This is a genomic window from Kocuria palustris, assembly GCF_007666205.1.
GTDB lineage: Bacteria > Actinomycetota > Actinomycetes > Actinomycetales > Micrococcaceae > Kocuria > Kocuria palustris_A.
This window is the reverse complement of record NZ_VDOR01000005.1, coordinates 79,373-99,621: the sequence shown is the minus strand read 5'-3', so window position 1 is coordinate 99,621 and position 20,249 is coordinate 79,373. Positions and strand designations below refer to the sequence as shown.

The 20,249-nt window shown below is 72.1% G+C and carries 16 protein-coding genes; 12 read left to right on the top strand and 4 right to left on the bottom strand.

Going from position 1 to position 20,249, the window contains the following annotated elements:
• Nucleotides 1–126 precede the first annotated feature (126 nt).
• The 9 genes from FSY66_RS07060 to nrdR all read left to right on the top strand — a co-directional run bounded on the left by FSY66_RS07060 (nucleotide 127) and on the right by nrdR (nucleotide 10,391).
• Nucleotides 127–870, top strand: a complete 744-nt coding sequence (locus FSY66_RS07060) for a purine nucleoside phosphorylase YfiH/LACC1 family protein (protein ID WP_144792790.1) — start codon at nucleotides 127–129, stop codon at nucleotides 868–870.
• A gap of 221 nt (nucleotides 871–1,091) precedes the next feature.
• Nucleotides 1,092–1,685, top strand: coding sequence for a cell division protein SepF (locus tag FSY66_RS07055; protein WP_186304486.1), 594 nt, complete (start codon nucleotides 1,092–1,094; stop codon nucleotides 1,683–1,685).
• A 5-nt stretch (nucleotides 1,686–1,690) separates the two neighbouring features.
• Nucleotides 1,691–1,987, top strand: a complete 297-nt coding sequence (locus tag FSY66_RS07050) for a YggT family protein (protein WP_144792787.1) — start codon at nucleotides 1,691–1,693, stop codon at nucleotides 1,985–1,987.
• Between the two features lie 284 nt (nucleotides 1,988–2,271).
• Nucleotides 2,272–3,042: a DivIVA domain-containing protein gene (locus FSY66_RS07045; RefSeq protein WP_144792784.1), complete on the top strand. Its 771-nt coding sequence runs from the start codon at nucleotides 2,272–2,274 to the stop codon at nucleotides 3,040–3,042.
• Nucleotides 3,043–3,165: 123 nt separating this feature from the next.
• Nucleotides 3,166–3,711, top strand: a complete 546-nt coding sequence (lspA, locus tag FSY66_RS07040; protein ID WP_144792780.1) for a signal peptidase II — start codon at nucleotides 3,166–3,168, stop codon at nucleotides 3,709–3,711.
• The gene (locus FSY66_RS07035; RefSeq protein WP_144792777.1) at nucleotides 3,708–4,649 is read left to right on the top strand and encodes an RluA family pseudouridine synthase; all 942 of its coding nucleotides are present in this window, start codon (nucleotides 3,708–3,710) and stop codon (nucleotides 4,647–4,649) included. Before lspA ends, FSY66_RS07035 begins: the two co-directional genes overlap by 4 nt.
• 57 nt (nucleotides 4,650–4,706) lie before the next feature.
• The gene (gene dnaE / locus FSY66_RS07030; RefSeq protein WP_144792773.1) at nucleotides 4,707–8,258 is read left to right on the top strand and encodes a DNA polymerase III subunit alpha; all 3,552 of its coding nucleotides are present in this window, start codon (nucleotides 4,707–4,709) and stop codon (nucleotides 8,256–8,258) included.
• Nucleotides 8,259–8,292: 34 nt separating this feature from the next.
• The gene (gene hisD / locus FSY66_RS07025; RefSeq protein ID WP_144792770.1) at nucleotides 8,293–9,750 is read left to right on the top strand and encodes a histidinol dehydrogenase; all 1,458 of its coding nucleotides are present in this window, start codon (nucleotides 8,293–8,295) and stop codon (nucleotides 9,748–9,750) included.
• Between the two features lie 2 nt (nucleotides 9,751–9,752).
• Nucleotides 9,753–10,391 (top strand): transcriptional regulator NrdR, encoded by a 639-nt coding sequence (nrdR, locus tag FSY66_RS07020; RefSeq protein WP_144792767.1) that lies wholly within the window; start codon nucleotides 9,753–9,755, stop codon nucleotides 10,389–10,391.
• Nucleotides 10,392–10,663: 272 nt separating this feature from the next.
• Here nrdR and ppgK read toward each other — a convergent pair whose 3' ends face one another.
• Together ppgK and map are read right to left on the bottom strand one after the other, a co-directional pair.
• Nucleotides 10,664–11,572, bottom strand: coding sequence for a polyphosphate--glucose phosphotransferase (gene ppgK / locus FSY66_RS07015; protein WP_144792764.1), 909 nt, complete (start codon nucleotides 11,570–11,572; stop codon nucleotides 10,664–10,666).
• 38 nt (nucleotides 11,573–11,610) lie between these two features.
• Complete coding sequence (gene map / locus FSY66_RS07010; RefSeq protein ID WP_144792761.1) at nucleotides 11,611–12,519, bottom strand: type I methionyl aminopeptidase; 909 nt, start codon at nucleotides 12,517–12,519, stop codon at nucleotides 11,611–11,613.
• Nucleotides 12,520–12,819: 300 nt separating this feature from the next.
• Between map and FSY66_RS07005 the strand changes: the two genes are divergently transcribed.
• A complete protein-coding gene (locus FSY66_RS07005; protein WP_313955542.1) occupies nucleotides 12,820–12,993 on the top strand; it encodes an SPOR domain-containing protein in 174 nt (57 codons plus the stop codon).
• 54 nt (nucleotides 12,994–13,047) lie between these two features.
• Here the strand turns inward: FSY66_RS07005 and panB are convergent, their stop codons facing one another.
• A complete protein-coding gene (gene panB, locus FSY66_RS07000) occupies nucleotides 13,048–13,956 on the bottom strand; it encodes a 3-methyl-2-oxobutanoate hydroxymethyltransferase (protein WP_144792757.1) in 909 nt (302 codons plus the stop codon).
• 138 nt (nucleotides 13,957–14,094) lie between these two features.
• Here panB and FSY66_RS06995 point away from each other — a divergent pair, with 138 nt between their 5' ends.
• Both FSY66_RS06995 and FSY66_RS06990 read left to right on the top strand, forming a co-directional pair.
• Nucleotides 14,095–15,438: a glutamine synthetase family protein gene (locus FSY66_RS06995; RefSeq protein WP_144792754.1), complete on the top strand. Its 1,344-nt coding sequence runs from the start codon at nucleotides 14,095–14,097 to the stop codon at nucleotides 15,436–15,438.
• Between the two features lie 13 nt (nucleotides 15,439–15,451).
• On the top strand, nucleotides 15,452–18,643 hold the full coding sequence (locus FSY66_RS06990; RefSeq protein ID WP_144792751.1) for a bifunctional [glutamine synthetase] adenylyltransferase/[glutamine synthetase]-adenylyl-L-tyrosine phosphorylase: 3,192 nt from the start codon (nucleotides 15,452–15,454) through the stop codon (nucleotides 18,641–18,643).
• A gap of 145 nt (nucleotides 18,644–18,788) precedes the next feature.
• Here FSY66_RS06990 and glnA read toward each other — a convergent pair whose 3' ends face one another.
• Entirely contained in the window at nucleotides 18,789–20,213 is a 1,425-nt protein-coding gene (gene glnA / locus FSY66_RS06985; protein ID WP_144792747.1) for a type I glutamate--ammonia ligase, read from the bottom strand.
• Nucleotides 20,214–20,249 lie beyond the last annotated feature (36 nt).

Genomic DNA, 20,249 nt, shown 5'->3' with positions numbered 1-20,249 from the left:
CAGCGCGGCGGCCCCGACCCGACGGTCGGGGCCGCCGCGCTGTCGTCGTTCCGGCCGCCGGTCCTGCCGTCCGCGCCGCCGGCCTGCGCCGTGCGGCCGTCGGCGGCCGGCGCTAGGGTCGGGCGCATGTACTGGCATTCGAGCGAGGCGCTCGGCATCCGCACCGTGTTCACCGACCGGGAGCTCGGCAATCTCGCGCTGCACGTTCCCGACGACGCCCAGGAGGTCCTGGCGCGCCGGCGCCGCGCGGCCCGTGACCTCGGCCACGACCCGGACTCCGTCCTGTACCTGGACCAGGTCCACGGGACCCGGGTGGTGGATGCCGACGCCGCGGCGCCGGGCAGCGCCCCGACCGGCGATGCGGCCGTCTCCACGACCGGCAGGCCGCTGGCGGTGATGGTCGCTGACTGCGTGCCGGTCGTGCTCGTGGGCGAGCCTGCCGACGACGGCGCGGGCCGCGCGCATCCCGTCACCGCCGTGGCCCACGCGGGGCGACGCGGTCTGCTGGACGGTGTCCTGCTCGAGGTGGTCCGGGCGATGCGCGAGCGCGGCGCCCGGGAGATCAGCGCCCGGATCGGGCCGTGCGTGTGCGCGGGGTGCTACGAGGTGCCCGAGCAGATGGCCGAGGAGTCCGAGCGGTCGCTGCCCGGCATCCGCACCACGACCTCATGGGGCACCCCCGGCCTGGACCTCCCGGGCTCGGCCGCCCGCCAGCTGCGCCGGCTCGGTGCGCGCGTCGAGCTGGCGGAGGCGGCCACCTCCCGGTGCACCCTCGAGAACGAGGGCCTCTCCTCCCATCGCCGCGATCCCTCCAGCGGTCGGATCGCGGGCATCGTCGCCCCCGTGCCGGGCGCCGTGATCGGGGGATGAGCGGCGCCCACCGGTCCTGTGCCCACCGCCGGGGCGCCGACGGCCTGGACCGCGCGTCCGGGCTCGTCGGGTAACCTGGCCGTCGACCTCCCTGCCCCCGATCCGCGAGTCGGGCGGCCTCGAGCCGGCGACCGCCGCGGCCCCGCCGCCGGGGCCGGCTCCCGGGAGGGTCCGAGCCGAGACAACCAGCTGCACCGCAGCGAGAGCGAGGAGGGCCGCGCGTGAGCCAGTCGATGCGCCGAGCGATGATCCGTCTGGGCCTGGCCGAGCCGGAGGGCTACGAGGACGACGTCGCCGGCCCCCGCTCCCCGGAGCGGCAGGAGCGCCGGGCCCCGCAGCCGGAGCCGCGCCAGGAGCGCGGGCCGGAGCCGCAGACCGCCCGCGGTGGCTCGAGCGCGGTGCCGCCGCCGGAGAGCCGACGGTCGGCCGAGCCCGCGCGCTCCCGGCCCCAGCGCGAACCCCGCCGCGACTCCGAGTACCGAGCCCCCGTCACGCCGATCAAGCGTGCCCCCTCGACGTCCCGAGAGGATGCAGACGACATGCGCACCATCACGACCGTCCACCCGCGCTCCTACAACGATGCGAAGTCGGTGGGCGAGTCCTTCCGCGACGGCACCCCGGTCATCATGGATCTCAGCGATCTGGCCGAGCCCGAGGCCAAGCGCCTCGTCGACTTCGCCGCGGGCCTGGTCTACGCCCTCCACGGGTCGATCGAGCGCGTGACCACCACCGTCTTCCTGCTCACCCCCTCGTACGTCGAGGTCGTGGACTCCTCCGCAGCTCCGGACGAGGACCTCGACGCGGTCCAGGCCTGATCCGCATGGCAGTCGTCTTCGGCATCCTGTACCTGGCGGTCCACGTCCTGATCCTGATCGTGCTCGGGCGGTTCGTCGTCGAGATGGTCCAGTCCTTCGCGCGGGGCTGGCGGCCGCAGGGCGCGGCCCTCGTGCTGGCCTCGACCTTCTACGCGGTCACGGACCCGATGCTGACCCCGCTGCGCAAGCTGATCCCGCCGCTGCGCATGGGCGGCGTCGCCCTCGACCTGTCCTCGCTCGTGCTGATCCTCGGGCTGGGCATCCTGCAGATGATCCTGGGCACGGCCTTCCTGTCGGCCTGAGCCCGCCGCGCAGCCCGCCCTTTCCGGACGGGGCGCGGGCCCGCGGGCAGCCGGTGCGGGGGTCTCGGGCGATCAGTGCCGGAGCCCGCTGCGCCGGTGCCGGAGCATGTACCCTGAACCGATGCGACCGCCCGCCGAGGCGAGCCGCGGCGGGACGTGTCGTGCGGGGCGCGCACGGACGGCTCGCCCGCGGGTCGCCCCCGGGCAGGAACGACCGACTGCCGGATCGACCGACCCGGGCGTCGGCTCCCGACCCCCACAGTTTCGACGAGAGGCACATCCCCATGGCTCTGACCCCGGAAGACGTCATCAACAAGCGGTTCCAGCCCACCAAGTTCCGTGAGGGCTACGACCAGGACGAGGTCGACGACTTCCTGGACGAGATCGTCGTGGAGCTGCGTCGGCTGAACCAGGAGAATGCGGACCTGCGCGCTCAGGTCGACGCCGGCGGTGCCGCGGATCGCGGGGCCCAGGAGTCGGCGGCCGACGCGCAGCCCGCCGACGGCGCCACCGCGACCGAGGGGTCCGGGAAGGACTCCGCCGCCGTCCGGGAGAGCAAGGCCGCCGCCACGACGGGGGCCTCGGCCGAGACGGCCGCCGCGGGGGAGCAGGCGACGGCCGAGGCCGCGCCCGCCGCAGCCGCCCAGGGCTCCTCGCCGGCGCAGCCGGCGACCCGGGCCTCCGTGTCCGAGCAGGCCCCGGCGGCGGACTACACGGACTCGGCCCAGAGCGCGGCCGGCGTGCTCGCCATGGCCCAGCAGCTGCACGACCAGTACGTCGGCGAGGGCCGCGCCGAGCGCGAGCGCCTGATCGCCGAGGGGCGCGCCCAGGCCGACACCCTGGTCGCGGACGCCGAGACCTCCAAGGCGGAGGTCCTCTCCTCCCTCGAGGACGAGCGCCGCGGCCTCGAGGACGCGGTCTCGGGGCTGCGCAGCTTCGAGACCTCCTACCGCGAGCGCCTGACCGCCTTCATCGACGGCCAGCTCCAGGAGATCAGGACCGCCCCGTCCCTGGCCCCGGAGGACGCGGACGGCTCCTCCGCCGAGCGCCGATGATGTGAGCGCACGCCGCGCGCGGCCCGGGATCCGGGCGGCGCGCGGCGTCGTCGCGTCACGACCCCGTCCGACGGAGGCTCCTCGGCCCCGATCAGCGCCCGCGAGAGGTCCGGAACCCAGCTCATGTCATCACCAGCAGCCTCGGCCCCGCAGGCCCGTCCCCGGAGCCGACGGGCCGTGCTCGCGCTCGCGATCCTGACCGCGGCCGTCGTCTACGGGCTGGATCAGGCCACCAAGGCGATCGTGGAGCGCACCATGACCCTCGGTCAGGAGATCCCGCTGATCGACGGCCTGCTGCAGTGGCACTACATCCTCAACCCGGGGGCCGCGTTCTCGATGGGCGAGAGCCTCACCTGGGTCTTCACCGCCGTCATGGCGATCGCTTCGGCGGGCATCCTCCTCTTCCTGCCGCGCGTGCGCTCGCTGCTGTGGGCGCTGTCGCTCGGGCTGGTGCTCGGCGGCGCCCTGGGCAACCTGACCGATCGGCTCCTGCGCTGGCCCGGCTTCCCCAACGGGCATGTGGTGGACTTCATCCACGTCCAGGGCTTCGCGGTCTTCAACATCGCCGATTCGGGCGTGGTCGTCGGCGTGATCCTGGTGGCCGCGCTGATCCTGCTCGGCCGCGACCCGGACGGCTCCCGCGCCGCCGACCGGGGGGACGGGCGATGAGCGAGCGGCCGACCCGCGCCCTCGAGGTGCCGGAGGAGCTCGACGGCGCGCGGGCCGATGCGATCGTGGCCCGGCTGACGGGCCTGTCCCGCACCGCCACCGGCCGGCTCTTCGAGGCCGGGGAGATCCGCATCGGGGGCGCTGAGATCGCGAAGTCGCGGAAGCTGCCCCGGGGCGCCGAGCTCTCGGTGCTCATGCCGGAGGAGGTCGACCTTTCGGCGATCGTCCCCGAGGTCGTCGACGGCTTCCGCGTGATCCACCAGGACGACGACATCGTCGTGGTCGACAAGCCGGCCGGCGTCGCGGCGCACCCCTCGCCCGGGTGGGCAGGGCCCACCGTGCTCAGCGCGCTGGCGGGCGTCGGCATCGCCGTGAGCACCTCCGGGGCCGCGGAGCGGCAGGGCATCGTGCACCGCCTGGACGTCGGGACGTCGGGACTGATGGTCGTCGCGCGCTCGGAGCGCGCCTACACCGCCCTCAAGCGCGCGTTCAAGGAGCGCACGGTCGAGAAGGTCTACCACACGATCGTGCAGGGGATGCCGGAGCCCATGGAGGGCACGATCGAGGCGCCGATCGGGAGGCACCCCGGATACGAATGGCGCTTCGCCGTGATCGAGGGCGGGCGCGAGTCCGTGACCCGCTACGAGACGCTCGAGTCGTTCGGGCGCGCGACGCTGCTGGAGGTGCATCTGGAGACCGGGCGCACGCACCAGATCCGCGTCCACTTCTCCGCGCTCAAGCACCCCTGCGCGGGCGATCTCACGTACGGCGCCGATCCCGCCCTCGCCGCGGGGCTCGGGCTGACGCGGCAGTGGCTGCACGCCCATCGCCTCGGCTTCGAGCACCCGGGCACGGGCGAGCAGGTCTCGTTCACGAGCAGGTACCCGGCCGATCTGGACTGGGCGCTCGAGACGCTGCGCGACGGCGGACCGCGCTGAGGGACCGCCGCCCGTGACCGGGCCGGCGCGTCGGAGCCGGGGGATAGGATCCTGGCGATGACTCAGGGCAAGGGATTCACGCATCTTCACGTGCACACCGAGTACTCGATGCTCGACGGCGCCGCGCGTCTGGACGACCTCTTCGAGGCCTGCCACCAGCAGGGCATGGACTCGCTGGCGACCACGGACCACGGCTTCGTGTTCGGGGCCTACGACTTCTGGTCGCGGGCCAACAAGGCGGGGATCAAGCCGATCATCGGCGTGGAGGCCTACCTGACCCCCGGCACGGCGCGCACCGACCGCTCGCGCGTGAAGTTCGCCGACGGCGGGCGCAACGACGTCTCGGGCGCCGGCTCCTACACCCACCTGACCCTGCTGGCAGAGACCACCGAGGGCATGCAGAACCTCTTCCGCGCCTCGAGCTACGCCTCCCTGGAGGGCCAGCTCTACAAGCCGCGCATGGACCGGGACCTGCTCCACCGGTACGGCAAGGGCCTGATCGCCACCACGGGCTGCCCGTCGGGCGAGATCCAGACCCGGCTGCGGCTGGGCCAGTACCGCGAGGCCCGGGAGGCGGCCGCGGAGTTCCGCGACATCTTCGGCGCCGAGAACTACTACTGCGAGATCATGGACCACGGCCTGGGGATCGAGAAGGACGTCCACCAGGACCTGATGAAGCTGGCCAAGGACCTCCAGCTGCCGCTCGTGGCCACGAACGACCTGCACTACACCCGCGCCGAGGACGCCAAGGCGCACGCGGCGCTGCTGTGCGTGCAGTCCGGCTCCACGCTGGCCGATCCCAAGCGCTTCAAGTTCGACGCCGACGAGTTCTATCTCAAGTCCGCCGCGGAGATGCGCGACCTGTTCCGGGACTACCCGGAGGCCTGCGACAACACGCTCGAGATCGCCGAGCGCTGCCACGTCGAGTTCGACGAGTCCGTGGGCAAGTTCATGCCCCGGTTCCCGGTCCCGGAGGGCGAGGACGAGCAGTCCTGGTTCGCCAAGGAGGTCGACCGCGGGCTCGAGTTCCGCTTCCCCGACGGGGTGCCCTCCGAGGTGCGGCAGCAGGCCGAGTACGAGAAGGGCATCATCCTGCAGATGGGCTTCCCCGGGTACTTCCTGGTGGTGGCCGACTTCATCACGTGGGCCAAGGGGCAGGGGATCCGCGTCGGCCCCGGCCGCGGCTCGGGCGCGGGGTCCATGGTCGCCTACGCCATGCGCATCACGGAGCTGAACCCGCTCGAGCACGGGCTGATCTTCGAGCGCTTCCTGAACCCGGAGCGCGTCTCCATGCCGGACTTCGACATCGACTTCGACGACCGTCGCCGTCCGGAGGTCATCCAGTACGTCACGGAGAAGTACGGCGACGAGCGCGTGGCCATGATCGTGACCTACGGGACGATCAAGGCCAAGCAGGCCCTCAAGGACTCCTCGCGCGTGCTGGGCTACCCGTTCTCGATGGGCGAGAAGCTCACCAAGGCCATGCCGCCGGACATCATGGGCAAGGGCATCAGCCTGGCCGACGTCTACGACGAGGACGCCAAGCGCTACGACGAGGCCGCCGAGCTGCGCGAGGTCCTGGCCGAGGACCCCGAGTCCCAGAAGGTCTTCGAGACCGCCCAGGGCCTCGAGGGCCTCAAGCGGCAGTGGGGCGTGCACGCCGCCGGCGTGATCATGTCCTCGGACCCGCTGATCGACATCATCCCGCTCATGCGCCGCGAGCAGGACGGGCAGATCATCACGCAGTTCGACTACCCCACGTGCGAGGGGCTCGGGCTGATCAAGATGGACTTCCTGGGGCTGCGCAACCTCACGATCATCTCCGACGCCCTCGAGAACATCACCCTCAACCGCGACGGCTTCGTCCTGGACCTCGAGGCCCTGCCCCTGGACGACAAGGCCTCCTACGCCCTGCTGGCCCGCGGCGACACCCTGGGCGTCTTCCAGCTCGACGGCGGCCCCATGCGCCAGCTGCTCAAGATGATGCGCCCCGACCAGTACGAGGACATCTCCGCGGTCCTGGCCCTCTACCGCCCCGGCCCCATGGGCGTGAACTCGCACATCAACTACGCGCTGCGGAAGACGGGCCAGCAGGAGATCACCCCGATCCACCCGGAGCTCGAGGAGCCGCTGGCGGAGATCCTGGACCTGACCTACGGCCTGATCGTCTACCAGGAGCAGGTCATGGCCGTGGCCCAGAAGGTCGCGGACTACACGCTGGGCCAGGCGGATCTGCTGCGCCGGGCCATGGGCAAGAAGAAGAAGTCCGAGCTCGACAAGCAGAAGGACATCTTCTTCGGCGGCATGCAGAAGAACGGCTACTCCCAGGACGCCGCCGACACCCTGTGGCACGTGCTCGAGTCGTTCTCCGACTACGCGTTCAACAAGGCCCACACGGCCGCCTACGGGCTCGTCTCCTACTGGACCGCCTACCTCAAGGCGCACTACCCGGCCGAGTACATGGCCGCGCTGCTGACCTCGGTGGGCGACGACAAGGACAAGCTCGCGCTGTATCTCAACGAGTGCCGCCACATGGGGATCACGGTGCTGCCCCCGGACGTCAACGAGTCGGCGGTCAACTTCACCCCGGTGGGCGAGGACATCCGCTTCGGCATGGCCGCGGTGCGCAACGTGGGCGCCAACGTGGTAGAGGCCATCGTGCGCTCGCGCGAGGCCAAGGGCGGCTTCACCTCCTTCAACGACTTCCTCTCCAAGGTCGAGCTCGTCGTGTGCAACAAGCGCACGATCGAATCGCTCGTGAAGTCGGGGGCCTTCGACCAGCTCGGGCACACCCGCCGCGCGCTCGTGGACGTGCACGAGCAGGCCATCGACGACGTCGTGGCGCAGAAGAAGAACGAGGCCAAGGGCGAGTTCACCTTCGACATCTTCGCGATGGGCGGCGACGCCCCGGAGACCGAGGGGGAGGGGCTGCAGGTCGTCGTCCCGGACCTGCCCGAGTGGGAGCGCAAGGACATGCTCTCGTTCGAGCGCGAGATGCTCGGGCTCTACGTCTCCGACCACCCGCTGCGCGGCCTCGACCAGGCCCTCGGCGAGCACTCCGACACCTCGGTGCAGCAGCTGCTCTCGGAGGAGGGCGGCAAGCAGGACGGCGCGATCGTCACCGTCGCGGGCATGATCACCTCGGTGCAGCGCAGGATCGCCAAGTCCTCGGGCAACGCCTACGCGCGCATCGAGCTGGAGGACCGGACCGGCTCGATCGAGATCATGTTCTTCGGCAAGGTCTACGCCCCGATCGCCGGCGTCCTGGCCGAGGACCTGATCTGCTCGATCAAGGGCCGCCTGCAGAAGCGCGACGACGGCTCCACCTCGATGTCCGCGATGGAGCTGACCCTGCCCGAGATCCACCCCGAGGGCCACGCCGGGCCCGTCACGATCTCGGTGCCGGAGCGACGGCTCGACGCGCAGACGGTCGGGGAGCTCTCCGATGTCCTGCGCAGCCACCGCGGCGACTCCGAGGTCCGGCTGCGCGTGTCGACCCAGCGCTGCACCCAGGTGTGGCAGCTCCCCCCGCAGTTCCGGGTCGAGGCCGGACCGGCGTTCTACGGCGATCTCAAGGTGCTGCTCGGCCCCGCCTGCCTCGAGGCCTGAGTCCGGGCGGGAGCGCGCGTCGTAGACTGGCGCCGTGACTGCGAATCCCCAGAACCCCGTGCCCTCCGCCGATCCGAGCGCGCCGGAGGGCCCCGGCGCCGCGCACGACAGCACCGGGGCGGGTCCCGCGCTGCGCGCGATCGATCTGCGCGGGCAGGACCTGGACTGGGCCGAGCTGCGCGCCGTCGTGCCGCGGCAGACCTCCGCCGCGCGCCAGGACGCCGAGGACAGCGTCCGGGCGATCATCGCCGACGTCCGCGACCGCGGCGCCGAGGCGCTGCGCGAGTACGCGGCGCGCTTCGACCGGGTCGAGCAGGGACGCATCCGCGTCGCGGCCGAGGACATCCGCCGGGCCGTCGAGGAGCTCGACGCCGACGTGCGCGCCGGCCTGGAGTCGGCCATCGAGCGCTGCCGCGCCTTCGCCCGAGCGCAGCGTCCGGCCGACGCCGAGATCGAGGTGGCTCCGGGAGCCCGGCTGGTCCACCGCTGGACGCCCGTGCAGCGGGTCGGCCTGTACGTCCCCGGCGGGCTGGCGGTCTATCCCTCGTCCGTGGTCATGAACGTCGTCCCCGCCCAGGCCGCAGGCGTCGAGTCCGTGGTGCTGTGCACGCCCCCGCAGGCCGAGTTCGACGGCCTGCCGCATCCCACCATCCTGGCCGCGGCGGGACTGCTGGGGGTCGACGAGGTCTGGGCCGTGGGCGGTGCGCAGGCCCTGGCCGCCATGGCCCACGGCGTGCGCGATGACGCGCAGGGCCGCTGCGACGTCCTCGAGCCCGTGCACACGATCACCGGGCCGGGCAATCTGTTCGTGGCCACCGCCAAGCGGCAGCTGCGCTCGATCGTGGGCGTCGACGCCGAGGCGGGCACGACCGAGATCGCCGTGATCGCCGACGAGACCGCGGACCCGCGCTACGTGGCGGCCGACCTCATCTCGCAGGCGGAGCACGACCCGATGGCCGGCTCGGTGCTCATCACGCACCGGCCGGAGATCGCCGACGCGGTCGCCGCCGCCATCGTCGAGCTCGCCGGCCGGGCCCGCCATGCCGAGCGCATCCGCACGGCGCTGGAGGGGGAGCAGTCCGGAGCGGTGCTCACCGATGATCTGGAGGCCTCGATCGCGGTCGCCGACGCCTACGCCGCGGAGCACCTCGAGATCCACACGGCCGACCCCCGGGCCGTGGCGGCGCGCGTGCGCAATGCCGGGGCGATCTTCGTCGGCCCCTACAGCCCGGTCCCGCTGGGGGACTACGCGGCCGGGTCCAATCACGTGCTGCCCACGGGCGGATCGGCCGTGCACGCCCAGGGTCTGTGCACCACGAGCTTCATGAAGGCCGTCCAGGTCATCGAGTACGACCGGGAGGCGCTGGCCCGGCTCGAGCCCGCGATCTCGGCGCTGGCCGAGGCCGAGGACCTGCCGAACCACGCAGTCGCGGTCGCGGTGCGCTCGGAGTCCGGCGCCTCATCGCCGGCCGCTGCGGCGTCGGAGGGCTGAGAGTGCACTGCCCGTTCTGCCGCCATCCCGATTCCAAGGTCGTCGACTCGCGCACCACGGACGACGGCGGCGCGATCCGCCGCCGCCGCCAGTGCACGCAGTGCAAGCGGCGCTTCTCCACGATGGAGACCACGACCATCTCCGTGATCAAGCGCTCGGGGGTCACGGAGCCGTTCGAGCGGCAGAAGATCGTCTCGGGAGTGCGCAAGGCCTGCCAGGGCCGCCCCGTGAGCGAGGACGACCTGGCCAAGCTGGCCCAGGAGGTCGAGGAGTCCGTCCGCTCGGCGGGCATTGCAGAGATCGAGGCCGACGAGGTCGGACTGGCGATCCTCAAGCCCCTCCGCCGTCTGGACGTGGTCGCCTACCTGCGCTTCGCCTCCGTCTACCAGGCCTTCAGCGACCTCGACGACTTCGAGAACGCGATCGAGGTCCTGCGCTCCGAGCGCGCCGCTCAGGCCAACGGGCAGCAGGCGCTCGTGGCCGACGGGGTCGACGCCCCGAGACGGTCCAAGCGCCGGGCGCCGGCCCGGGCCGTCAGAGCGAGCACTGCGAACGGCGACGCGGCGGGGGCCGGGCCGGCCCGCAGGCGCGCAGCGGCGCAGGAGGCGGAGGAGGCGCCCGAGCAGGCGCGCCTGCTGTGACCGTCCCCCCCGGCCGTGCCAGGGTCCGGTTCCCGCCACCGCGGCGGACACGAGGGGGCGGCCATGACGACCCCGTGCTTGCCGCGCCCTGGGACGGCGTCCTATAGTGGGGTCACAAGGCCCGTCAGGGGTTGCGGAGGGGAAGCCGCGACACCTGGCGGGCCTTTGCCATGCCCGTCCGTGGGCCGAAGGACGGAGGCCTCGAGGGCCGACCGGTCGAGGCAGCCGCCCCGGCCCAACCGGCCCGGTGCCGCCGACCGGGCCGCCCCGGCTCAGCCGGCCCGGTGCTGCTGCTGATCCACCTCGGCCCACAGCGCGGCGCCCACGATGCCCGCGTTGTTGCGCAGCTGGGCGACCTCGATCGGCGTCTCGAGCTCGAGCAGGGGCAGGAACTTGTCCGACTTCTTGGACACCCCTCCGCCCACGATGAACAGGTTGGGGGAGAAGAGCATCTGCACGTGCTCGAAGTACGGCTGCAGCCGCTGCGTGGCCCACTTCTTGAACGAGAGGTCCTGCCGCTCCCGGGCCACGGCGGAGGCGCGGGACTCGGCGTCGTGGCCGTCGAGCTCGAGATGGCCGAGCTCGGCATTGGGGACCAGGCGCCCGTCCATGATCATGGCGCCGCCGATGCCGGTGCCCAGGGTGATCATGATGACGAGGCCGTCGACGCCCTTGCCCGCGCCGTAGAGGGCCTCGGCCAGCCCGGCGCCGTCGGCGTCGTTCAGAGCGGCGACCGGCCGTCCCAGCGTCTGCTCGAAGGACTCGGCGATGTTCGCCCCGACCCACGACGGATCGATGTTGGCGGCCAGCTTGGTCACGCCGTTCTTCACGATCGAGGGGACGATCACGCCGATCGGGGAATCGGGCTCCGGGGCCCCCTCGCGCTGCTGCAGCACCGCGACGATGTCGCCGATGACCTTGCCCACGGCCTCCGGGGTGGCCGGCTGCGGCGTGGGGATGCGGTACCGCTCGCCGATCAGATCGCCGACCTCGAGGTCGACGATGCCGCCCTTGATCCCGGTGCCGCCGACGTCGATGCCGATGAAGCGCCGCGAGCTCGACGCGGAGCCCTTCGACGGGGCCGGGGGCGTCGTGTCGTCCGCGCGCACGTCCTGATCCGGTGCGACGTCCTGGGTGGTGATCTCCTCGACGGGCTTCTTCGCGGTCTTCTTCTCGGCCATGTCGGCTCGCTCCTTCGGTCGGCGGGCGGCGGGTGGGCTCAGGCGGCGCTGGGCAGGGTCAGCAGGTCCGCGCCGTCCTCGGTGACCACCATGGTGTGCTCGAACTGGGCGGTGCGCATGCGGTCGGCGGTCGTGATCGTCCAGTCGTCGTCCCACTGCTCCCACCGGATGGTCCCCAGCGTGAGCATGGGCTCGATGGTGAAGATCATGCCCGGAACCATCTCCGTGGCATAGGACGGCGCCGCATCGTAATGAGGGATGATCAGCCCGCTGTGGAACTCGCGGCCCACGCCGTGGCCCGTGAAGTCGCGCACGACCCCGTAGCCGAAGCGCTGGGCGTACTTCTCGATCACGCGTCCGATGACGTTGATCTCGCGGCCGGGCCGCACCGCCTTCACGGCGCGGCGCAGCGACTCCTCGGTGCGCTCCACCAGCAGGCGGGACTGCTCGTCGACCTCGCCGACCAGGAACATCGCGTTGGTGTCGCCGTGCATCCCGTCCTTGTAGGCGGTGACGTCGAGGTTGATGATGTCGCCGTCCTCCAGGACGGTCGAGTCGGGGATGCCGTGGCAGATGACCTCGTTGAGCGACGTGCAGATCGACTTGCGGAACCCGCGGTAGTCCAGGCACGACGGGTAGGCCCCGTGATCGCACATGTACTCGTGGGCGATCCGGTCGAGCTCGTCGGTCGTGGTCCCCGGCACGCAGGCCCGCCCGGCCTCCTGCAGGGCATCGGCGGCGATCGTGCCGGCCGCGCGGACCAGCTCGACCTCCTCGGGGGAGTAGATGTTCGAGCCGCCGCCCTCGTTCGGATCGGCCCGTCCCACGTACTCGGGCCGGGCGATGGTTCCGGGCACCTTCCGCGACGAGCCGATCCGGCCGGGACGCAGGCGGCCGACGGGGGCCGCTCCGGGCTCGGCGGGCTGATTGTGGGACGGGGCGGTCACGGTATCGGAGCTCCTTCGGGAAGCATGGGGACGGTCGGGTCATGCGGGCGCGCGCTGCGGTCGCGACCGCTCCCGGGACGCGCCCGGGCGATCCCGTGCAGTCTAGTTCTCGCGGCCGGCTGCGCCGCGCTGGTCGAAGGCAGGCGAGGGCAGGGGCCCGACGCGCGGCGGCCTCGCGCGGTGGGGCGCGGACGGGGGCGCGGGGGATACTGGCGGCGCAGGGCTCGCACCGAGCGGGCCGGGCGGGGCGCCTGCGAGGACGCCCGGCACAGCGACAGCGCACGGAAGGCAGGACGCATCGTGGAGTACTGGTACAACCTCAGGACCGGGCAGGTCGAGCAGGGCCAGCAGTCGGACTACAGCCAGCTGATCGGCCCGTACGCCTCCGAGGCCGAGGCGCAGAAGGCGCTCGAGACGGCGGCCGCCAAGTCCAAGGCCTGGGACGACAGGGAGCGCGAGTTCCGCGACGACTGAGTCGCGGCGGCCGGCCCGGGGGCCGCGCCGAAGAGGGCTTCCGAGCCGGCGCGATCAGTACGTGTGCTCGGGGCCCGGGAACGAGCCGTCGCGGACGTCGCTCGCATAGCGCCCGACGGCCTCGGCCATCGTCGCGCGCAGGTCGGCGTACTGCTTGACGAAGCGCGGGACGCGCCCGCCGCTGAGCCCGAGCATGTCCTGCCACACGAGCACCTGCCCCGTGGTCGAGCCGCCGGCGCCGATGCCCACGGTGGGGACGTCGAGGGCCTCGTCGACCTCGGCGGCGGCCTGCGCGGGGACCATCTCGAGCAGGACGGCGAAGGCCCCGGCCTCCTGCAGCGCCAGGGCGTCGTCGACGAGCTTCCGGGCCGCCTCGCCGCGGCCCTGGATGCGGTACCCGCCCAGAGCGTGCTCGGACTGCGGGGTGAACCCCACGTGGGCCATCACCGGGATCCCGGCGCGCACGACGGCGCTCACGTGCTCGGCCAGGGAGGCGTCGGCCTCGATCTTGACGGCGTGCGCGCCGCCCTCCTTCAGGAGCCGGACCGCGGTGCGCACCGCCTGCTGCGGGGACTCCTCGTAGGAGCCGAACGGGACGTCCGCGAGCACGAGGGCGCGCCGCGCGGCACGGGACACGGCCGCCGTGAGCGCGATCATCTGCTCGAGGGTCACCGGCAGCGTCGAGGACTCCCCGAAGACGGTGCTGCCGGCGGAGTCGCCCACGAGCAGGGTGTCGATCCCCGCCTCGTCGAAGACGCCGGCGGTCGTGGCGTCGTAGGCGGTCAGCATGGTGAAGCGCTCGCCGGCGTCCTTGGCCTGCTGGAGGTGACGGGTCCGCACGCGCGCAGCGTCGGCCAGCCCCGAGGCTGCGGCGCGCGCCTCGGCGCCTGCGCTCGGACCCGTCCCGTACGGCGCGGTCTCGGCGGGACGTGCGGGGGGATCCGGGACGGCTGCATCGCTCATGCGCACAGGGTACGCGCCGCGACAGGACGGCTCCGCATCGTCGGCGGCGGCCGATAGGCTGGGATCCGGACAGCATCCGGTCGCCCACGGCGACCCGCTCGACCCGCTCGGGCGAGCCCGCGAGCAGGAGGAGGACCCATGGACCGTCAGCAGGAGTTCGTGCTGCGCACCATCGAGGACCGGGACGTGCGGTTCGTGCGCATGTGGTTCACCGACGTCACGGGGACCCTCAAGTCGGTGGCCCTGGCCCCCGCGGAGGTCGAGTCCGCCTTCGAGGAGGGGCTGGGCTTCGACGGCTCGTCGATCGAGGGCTTCTCCCGGGTCACCGAATCGGACATGCTCCTGCAGCCGGATCCCTCGACCTTCCAGATCCTGCCGTGGCGCGGGGAGGACCAGCCGACCGCTCGCATGTTCTGCGACATCCGCACCCCGGACGGCGAGCCCTCCATGGCTGATCCGCGCGGCGTGCTCCGGCGGGTTCTGGCCAGGGCCACGGAGCAGGGCATCACCTGCTACACCTCCCCGGAGATCGAGTTCTACCTCCTGAGGTCGGATCGGCTGGATCCGGTCACCGGCGAGCCGACGCCCGTGGACAGCGAGGGCTACTTCGACCACACCCCGGGCGGCGTGGTCCAGAACTTCCGGCGCGACGTCGTGATCATGCTCGAGGAGGTCGGGATCCCGGTCGAGTTCTCGCATCACGAGGCCGGCCCGGGCCAGAACGAGATCGACCTGCGCTATGCGGACCCGCTGCAGACGGCGGACAACATCATGACCTTCCGCACCGTCGTGAAGGAGTCCGCGCTCAAGCACGACTCCTACGCGACGTTCATGCCCAAGCCGTTCGGCAGCCACCCCGGCTCCGGGATGCACACCCACTTCTCGCTGTTCGAGGGCGACACCAACGCCTTCTTCGAGGCCGGGGCGGAGTTCCAGCTGTCCAAGGTCGCCGGCCACTTCATCGCCGGCGTCCTGCGCCATGCCCCGGAGATGGCCATCCTGACCAATCAGTTCGTCAACTCCTACAAGCGGCTGTGGGGCGGCGACGAGGCCCCGTCCTACGTCTCCTGGGGCCACAACAACCGATCGGCGCTCGTGCGCGTGCCGCTCTACAAGCCGGACAAGGTGCAGTCGGCGCGCATCGAGTACCGCGGCCTGGACTCAGCGGCCAATCCGTACCTCGCCTACGCCGGCGTCATCGCCGCGGGCCTGAAGGGGATCGAGGAGAAGCTCGAGCTCCCGGAGGTCGAGTCGGACGACCTCGGCGCCATGTCGAGCGCGGAGCGCAGGGTCGCCGGGCACACGCCCATGCCGGGCTCCCTGTACGACGCCATCCGCCTGGCCGAGGAGTCGGAGTTCATGGCGGAGCTGCTCGGCGAGCAGGTCTTCGGGCACATCATGCGCAACAAGCGCGCCGAGTGGGATGCCTACCGCACCGTCGTCACGCGCTACGAGCTCGAGTCGAACCTCGGGCTGCTCTGAGAGGGGCCGGCGAATGAGCGACGACCAGGACGACCGGCCCGCACGGCTACCCGACGCGCTCGAGAAGCTCCCGGACCGCCGCCTCGTGAAGGCGGGGTTCTCGGATCTGCGCACCGCCAGGCGCTGGCTGGGCTTCCCCGAGCTCGAGGGAGCCCCGCTCGAGCCGCTGCTCGGGCACCTCGAGCACGCGGGGTCCCCGGACTCCGCGGTCCGCTCCCTCGTGCGGCTCATCGAGGCCGAGCCGCACGCCGCCGACCGGCTGGAGGACGACGCCCGAGCGCGCACGCTGATCCGCCTGCTCGGGTGCTCCGAGGCGCTCGGCGACTTCCTGGCATCCCACCCGCAGCACCTGGACCTGCTCGACGCCCCCGCCGAGGACGAGCCCGGCGAGATCCCGGAGGAGGAGCTGCGCTCGAGCCTGCTGCGCAGCGTGGGAGCGGATCCGGACGCGCAGACCCCCGTGGCCGAGCGCCCCGGGGACGACGGCGCCGCGGCCCTGCGCGTGGAGTACCGGCGTCAGCTGATCCGGATCGCGCTGCAGGACCTGGGGGCGGCCGACCCCGTCGACTACATGCCTGCCGTCGGACGCCAGCTCGCCGATCTCGCGGGGGCCGCGGTCGAGGCCGCGCTCGCGGTCGCCCGCGCCGACCTGCACGCGGGCGGCGGGTCCGCCCAGGCGGAGCCCGCCGAGCTCGAGCGCATCCGCCTCGCGGTCATCGGCATGGGCAAGTGCGGTGCCCGCGAGCTGAACTACATCTCCGATGTCGATGTCGTGCACGTGCACGACATCGTCGACCCGTTCGGCGGCGAGGACGGCAACGAGCCCATCGACGACGACCGCGCATCGGTGCTGGCCACCGCCCTGGCCTCCGGGACGGCGCGGGCGATCATGTCCAACGGGCCCGAGGCCCCGCTGTGGGAGCTCGACGCCAACCTGCGTCCCGAGGGCAAGGACGGCCCGCTCTCGCGCACCCTGGGCTCGCACGTGCGCTACTACCGCAAGTGGGCCAAGTCGTGGGAGTTCCAGGCCCTGCTCAAGGCCCGTCCGATCGCGGGGGACCGCGAGCTCGGGGCCCGCTACGCGGAGGCCATCGCGCCCATGGTGTGGGACTCGAGCCAGCGGGAGGGCTTCGTGAGCTCGGTGCAGGCCATGCGCCGCCGCGTCATGGACAACATCCCCTCCGAGGAGGAGGGCCGGCAGATCAAGCTCGGGCCGGGCGGTCTGCGCGACGTCGAGTTCACGGTGCAGCTGCTCCAGCTCGTCCACGGCCGGGCCGACGACTCCGTGCACACCCAGGCGACCACCGACTCCCTGGACGCCCTGGCCCGCGCCGGCTACATCAGCCGCGCGGACGCGGAGCAGTTCGACTCGCGGTACCGCTGGCTGCGGCTGCTCGAGCACCGGATCCAGCTCCTGCGCATGCGCCGCACGCACCTGATGCCGACCTCGGCGGAGGACCTGGCCGCCGTGGCCGTGGCCATGCAGCCGCCCGGGGCCTCCCCGCGCGCCGGCGGCGACGACCTGCTCGAGCAGTGGCACAAGGTCCGCAGGGCCGTGCGGGGCATGCACGAGCGGATCTTCTACCGGCCGCTGCTGGCCGCGATCACCAACACGTCCTTCGACGGCGTGGCGCTGAACGAGGACCAGGTCCGCGACCGGCTCAAGGCCCTGGGCTATCTGGATCCCAAGGCCGCCCACCGCCACCTCGAGGCGCTGACCAGGGGCGTGAGCCGCCGGGCGAGCATCCTGCGCACGCTGCTGCCCGTGCTGCTCGAGTGGTTCGCCGAGGGCGTGGATCCCGACGCCGGGCTGCTCGGCTTCCGCCGCGTCTCGGAGGAGCTGGGCACCTCGCCGTGGTATCTGCGGATGCTGCGCGACTCCAACACCGGGGCCCAGCGCCTGTGCCACGTGCTCGCCTCGTCGCGCTACATCTCCGATCTGCTCGAGACCCTCCCGGAGGCCACCGCCTGGCTCGGCACGGACGCGGAGCTCAGGCCCCGGTCCTTCGCCACCCTGTGGGCGGAGACGCACGCCCAGATGTCCCGGCACGCCGACGCCGAGTCCGCGGTGCGCATGATCCGCCTGATGCGCCGCCGTGAGTCGCTGCGCGTGGCCCTGGCCGACACCGCGGGGCTGATCGACGTCGAGCAGGTCGTCGAGGCCCTGTCGGACATCGACCGCGCGACGATCCTCGGGGCGCTGTACTCCGCCGAGCGGGAGCTGCACCGCGAACAGGGGCAGCCGTGGACCGCGGATGTGCTCGTGGTGGCCATGGGCAGGCAGGGCGGCCGGGAGATCGGCTACGGCTCCGACGCCGACGTGCTCTACGTCTACACCCCGTGCGCCGATGACCACGAGCACGAGGACCGCGAGGAGCTCGGTCTGACCGGCGGCGAGCAGGACGCGGCCGACGACGCATCCGAGCGCGGGTCGTCGGCGCAGGAGCCGGCCGAGCAGGCCAAGCGCGTCCTCGAGCGCATGGTGCAGCTGCTCAAGCGGCCCTGCGATCCGCCCATCATGGCCGAGCGGACCCTCGAGATCGACAACGACCTGCGTCCGGAGGGTCGCTCCGGGGCCATGGCCCGCTCCCTGGAGTCCTACACGGAGTACTACGCCCGCTGGGCCGACACCTGGGAGTTCCAGGCCCTGACCAGGGCCCGGCCGGTGGCCGGCTCGGATGCGCTCGCAGAGCGCTTCGCCGAGCTCATCGACCGGTACCGCTATCCCTCCGACTTCACGGAGCGGCAGCTCAACGAGATCCGGCGCATGAAGGCCCGGGTGGAGAACGAGCGGCTGCCGCGCGGCGCGGATCCGTCCCGGCACGTGAAGCTCGGCCGGGGCGGGCTCTCGGACGTGGAATGGCTCGTGCAGACCCTGCAGCTGCAGCACGCCCACGAGCATCCGGGCCTGCGCACGACCTCGACCCTCGGGGGTCTGGAGGCCTCGGTCCAGGCCGGTCTCGTGGAGTCCGAGGACGCCCATGCGCTGGCCAAGGCCTGGCGGCTGTGCACCGCGATCCGCAACGGGAACGTCCTGCGCACAGGGCGCTCCTCCGACGTCCTGCCCTCTGCGGGCCGGGACATGGAGGCCGTCGCTCGCTGGTGCGGCTACCCGCCGGGCAGCTCGGAGCTGCTCGAGGACGACTACCTGCGCACCACGCGCCACGCCCGCGCGGTCTTCGAACGGCTCTTCTACGGGCTCTGAGCCGGACCGGGCGCGCCCGGCGGGCCCCGGAGGCGCAGCCGAACGGACGAGGGCCGGCGGGCCGGCCGGCGCCGGAGCGCTGGCGGGCCCGCCGGCCCTCGTGCACGGGGATCGGATCCCGACGGCCATCGGGCTCCGGAGGGGCTCAGACCCCGTAGTACAGCTGGAACTCGAGCGGGTGCGGCACGAGCGACAGCGGCTTGAGCTCGTTCTCGCGCTTGTACTCGATCCAGGACGTGATGGTGTCCTCGGTGAACACGTCGCCCTGGAGCAGGAACTCGTGGTCCTCCTCGAGCGCGGCCAGGGCCTCCTCGAGGGACTCCGGGGCCTTCTTGATGTCCTTGGCCTCCTCGGGCGGCAGCTCGTAGAGGTCCTTGTCGATCGGGTCCGCCGGCTCGATGCGGTTGCGGATGCCGTCCAGGCCGGCCATGAGCTGCGCGGCGAAGGCCAGGTAGGGGTTGCACGACGGGTCCGGGGCTCGGAACTCGAGGCGCTTGGCCTTGGGGTTCGTGCCCGTGATCGGGATGCGGATGCCGGCCGAGCGGTTGCCCTGCGAGTAGACCATGTTGACCGGCGCCTCGAAGCCCTTCACCAGGCGGCGGTACGAGTTGACGGTCGGGTTGGTGAAGGCCAGCACGGCCGAGGAGTGCTCGAGCAGGCCGCCGATGTACCAGCGGGCCAGGTCGGACAGGCCGGCGTAGCCCTTCTCGTCGTAGAACAGCGGCTCGCCGTCCTTCCACAGCGACTGGTGGCAGTGCATGCCCGAGCCGTTGTCGTCGTAGACGGGCTTGGGCATGAACGTCGCGGTCTTGCCCCAGGCCTCGGCGGTGTTCTTGACGACGTACTTGAACTTCTGCAGGTCGTCGGCGGCGTGGGTCAGGTTGTCGAAGCGGTAGTTGATCTCCGCCTGGCCGGAGGCGCCGACCTCGTGGTGGGCGCGCTCGACCTCGAGGCCGACCTCGCCCAGCGTCACGGAGATGGCATCGCGCAGATCAGCCTGCTTGTCCGTGGGGGAGACGGGGAAGTAGCCGCCCTTGAGCGGGGTCTTGTTGGCCAGGTTGCCGCCCTCCTCCCGGCGCCCGGAGTTCCACGGGGCCTCGTCGGAGTCCACGGCGTAGAAGGAGCCCTGCGGCTGCACGTCGTAGCGGACGTCCTCGAAGATGAAGAACTCGGCCTCGGAGGCGAAGCTCGCGGTGTCGGCGATGCCGGTCGAGCGCATGTAGGCCTCGGCGCGCTCCGCCACGCCGCGGGGATCGCGGTGGTAGGGCTCGCCCGTGCGGGGGTTCACGATCGAGCAGGTGACCGTCAGCGTCTTCTCGAGGCGGTACGGATCGACGAACGCGGTCTCGATGTCCGGGATGAGCTGCATGTCGGACTCCGCGATGCCGGCGAAGCCGCGGATCGAGGAGCCGTCGAAGAGCTGCCCGTTCACGAAGAAGTCGTCGTCGACGGACTTGGCCGGCAGGTTGAAGTGCTGCTGGACTCCGGGCATGTCGGTGAAGCGGATGTCGACGAAGACGACGTCCTCCTCCTTGATGAAGGCGAGGACCTCTTCTGATGTGGTGAACACGGCGTACTCCTTCGTGGTGTGGGGGCTGGTGCCGCT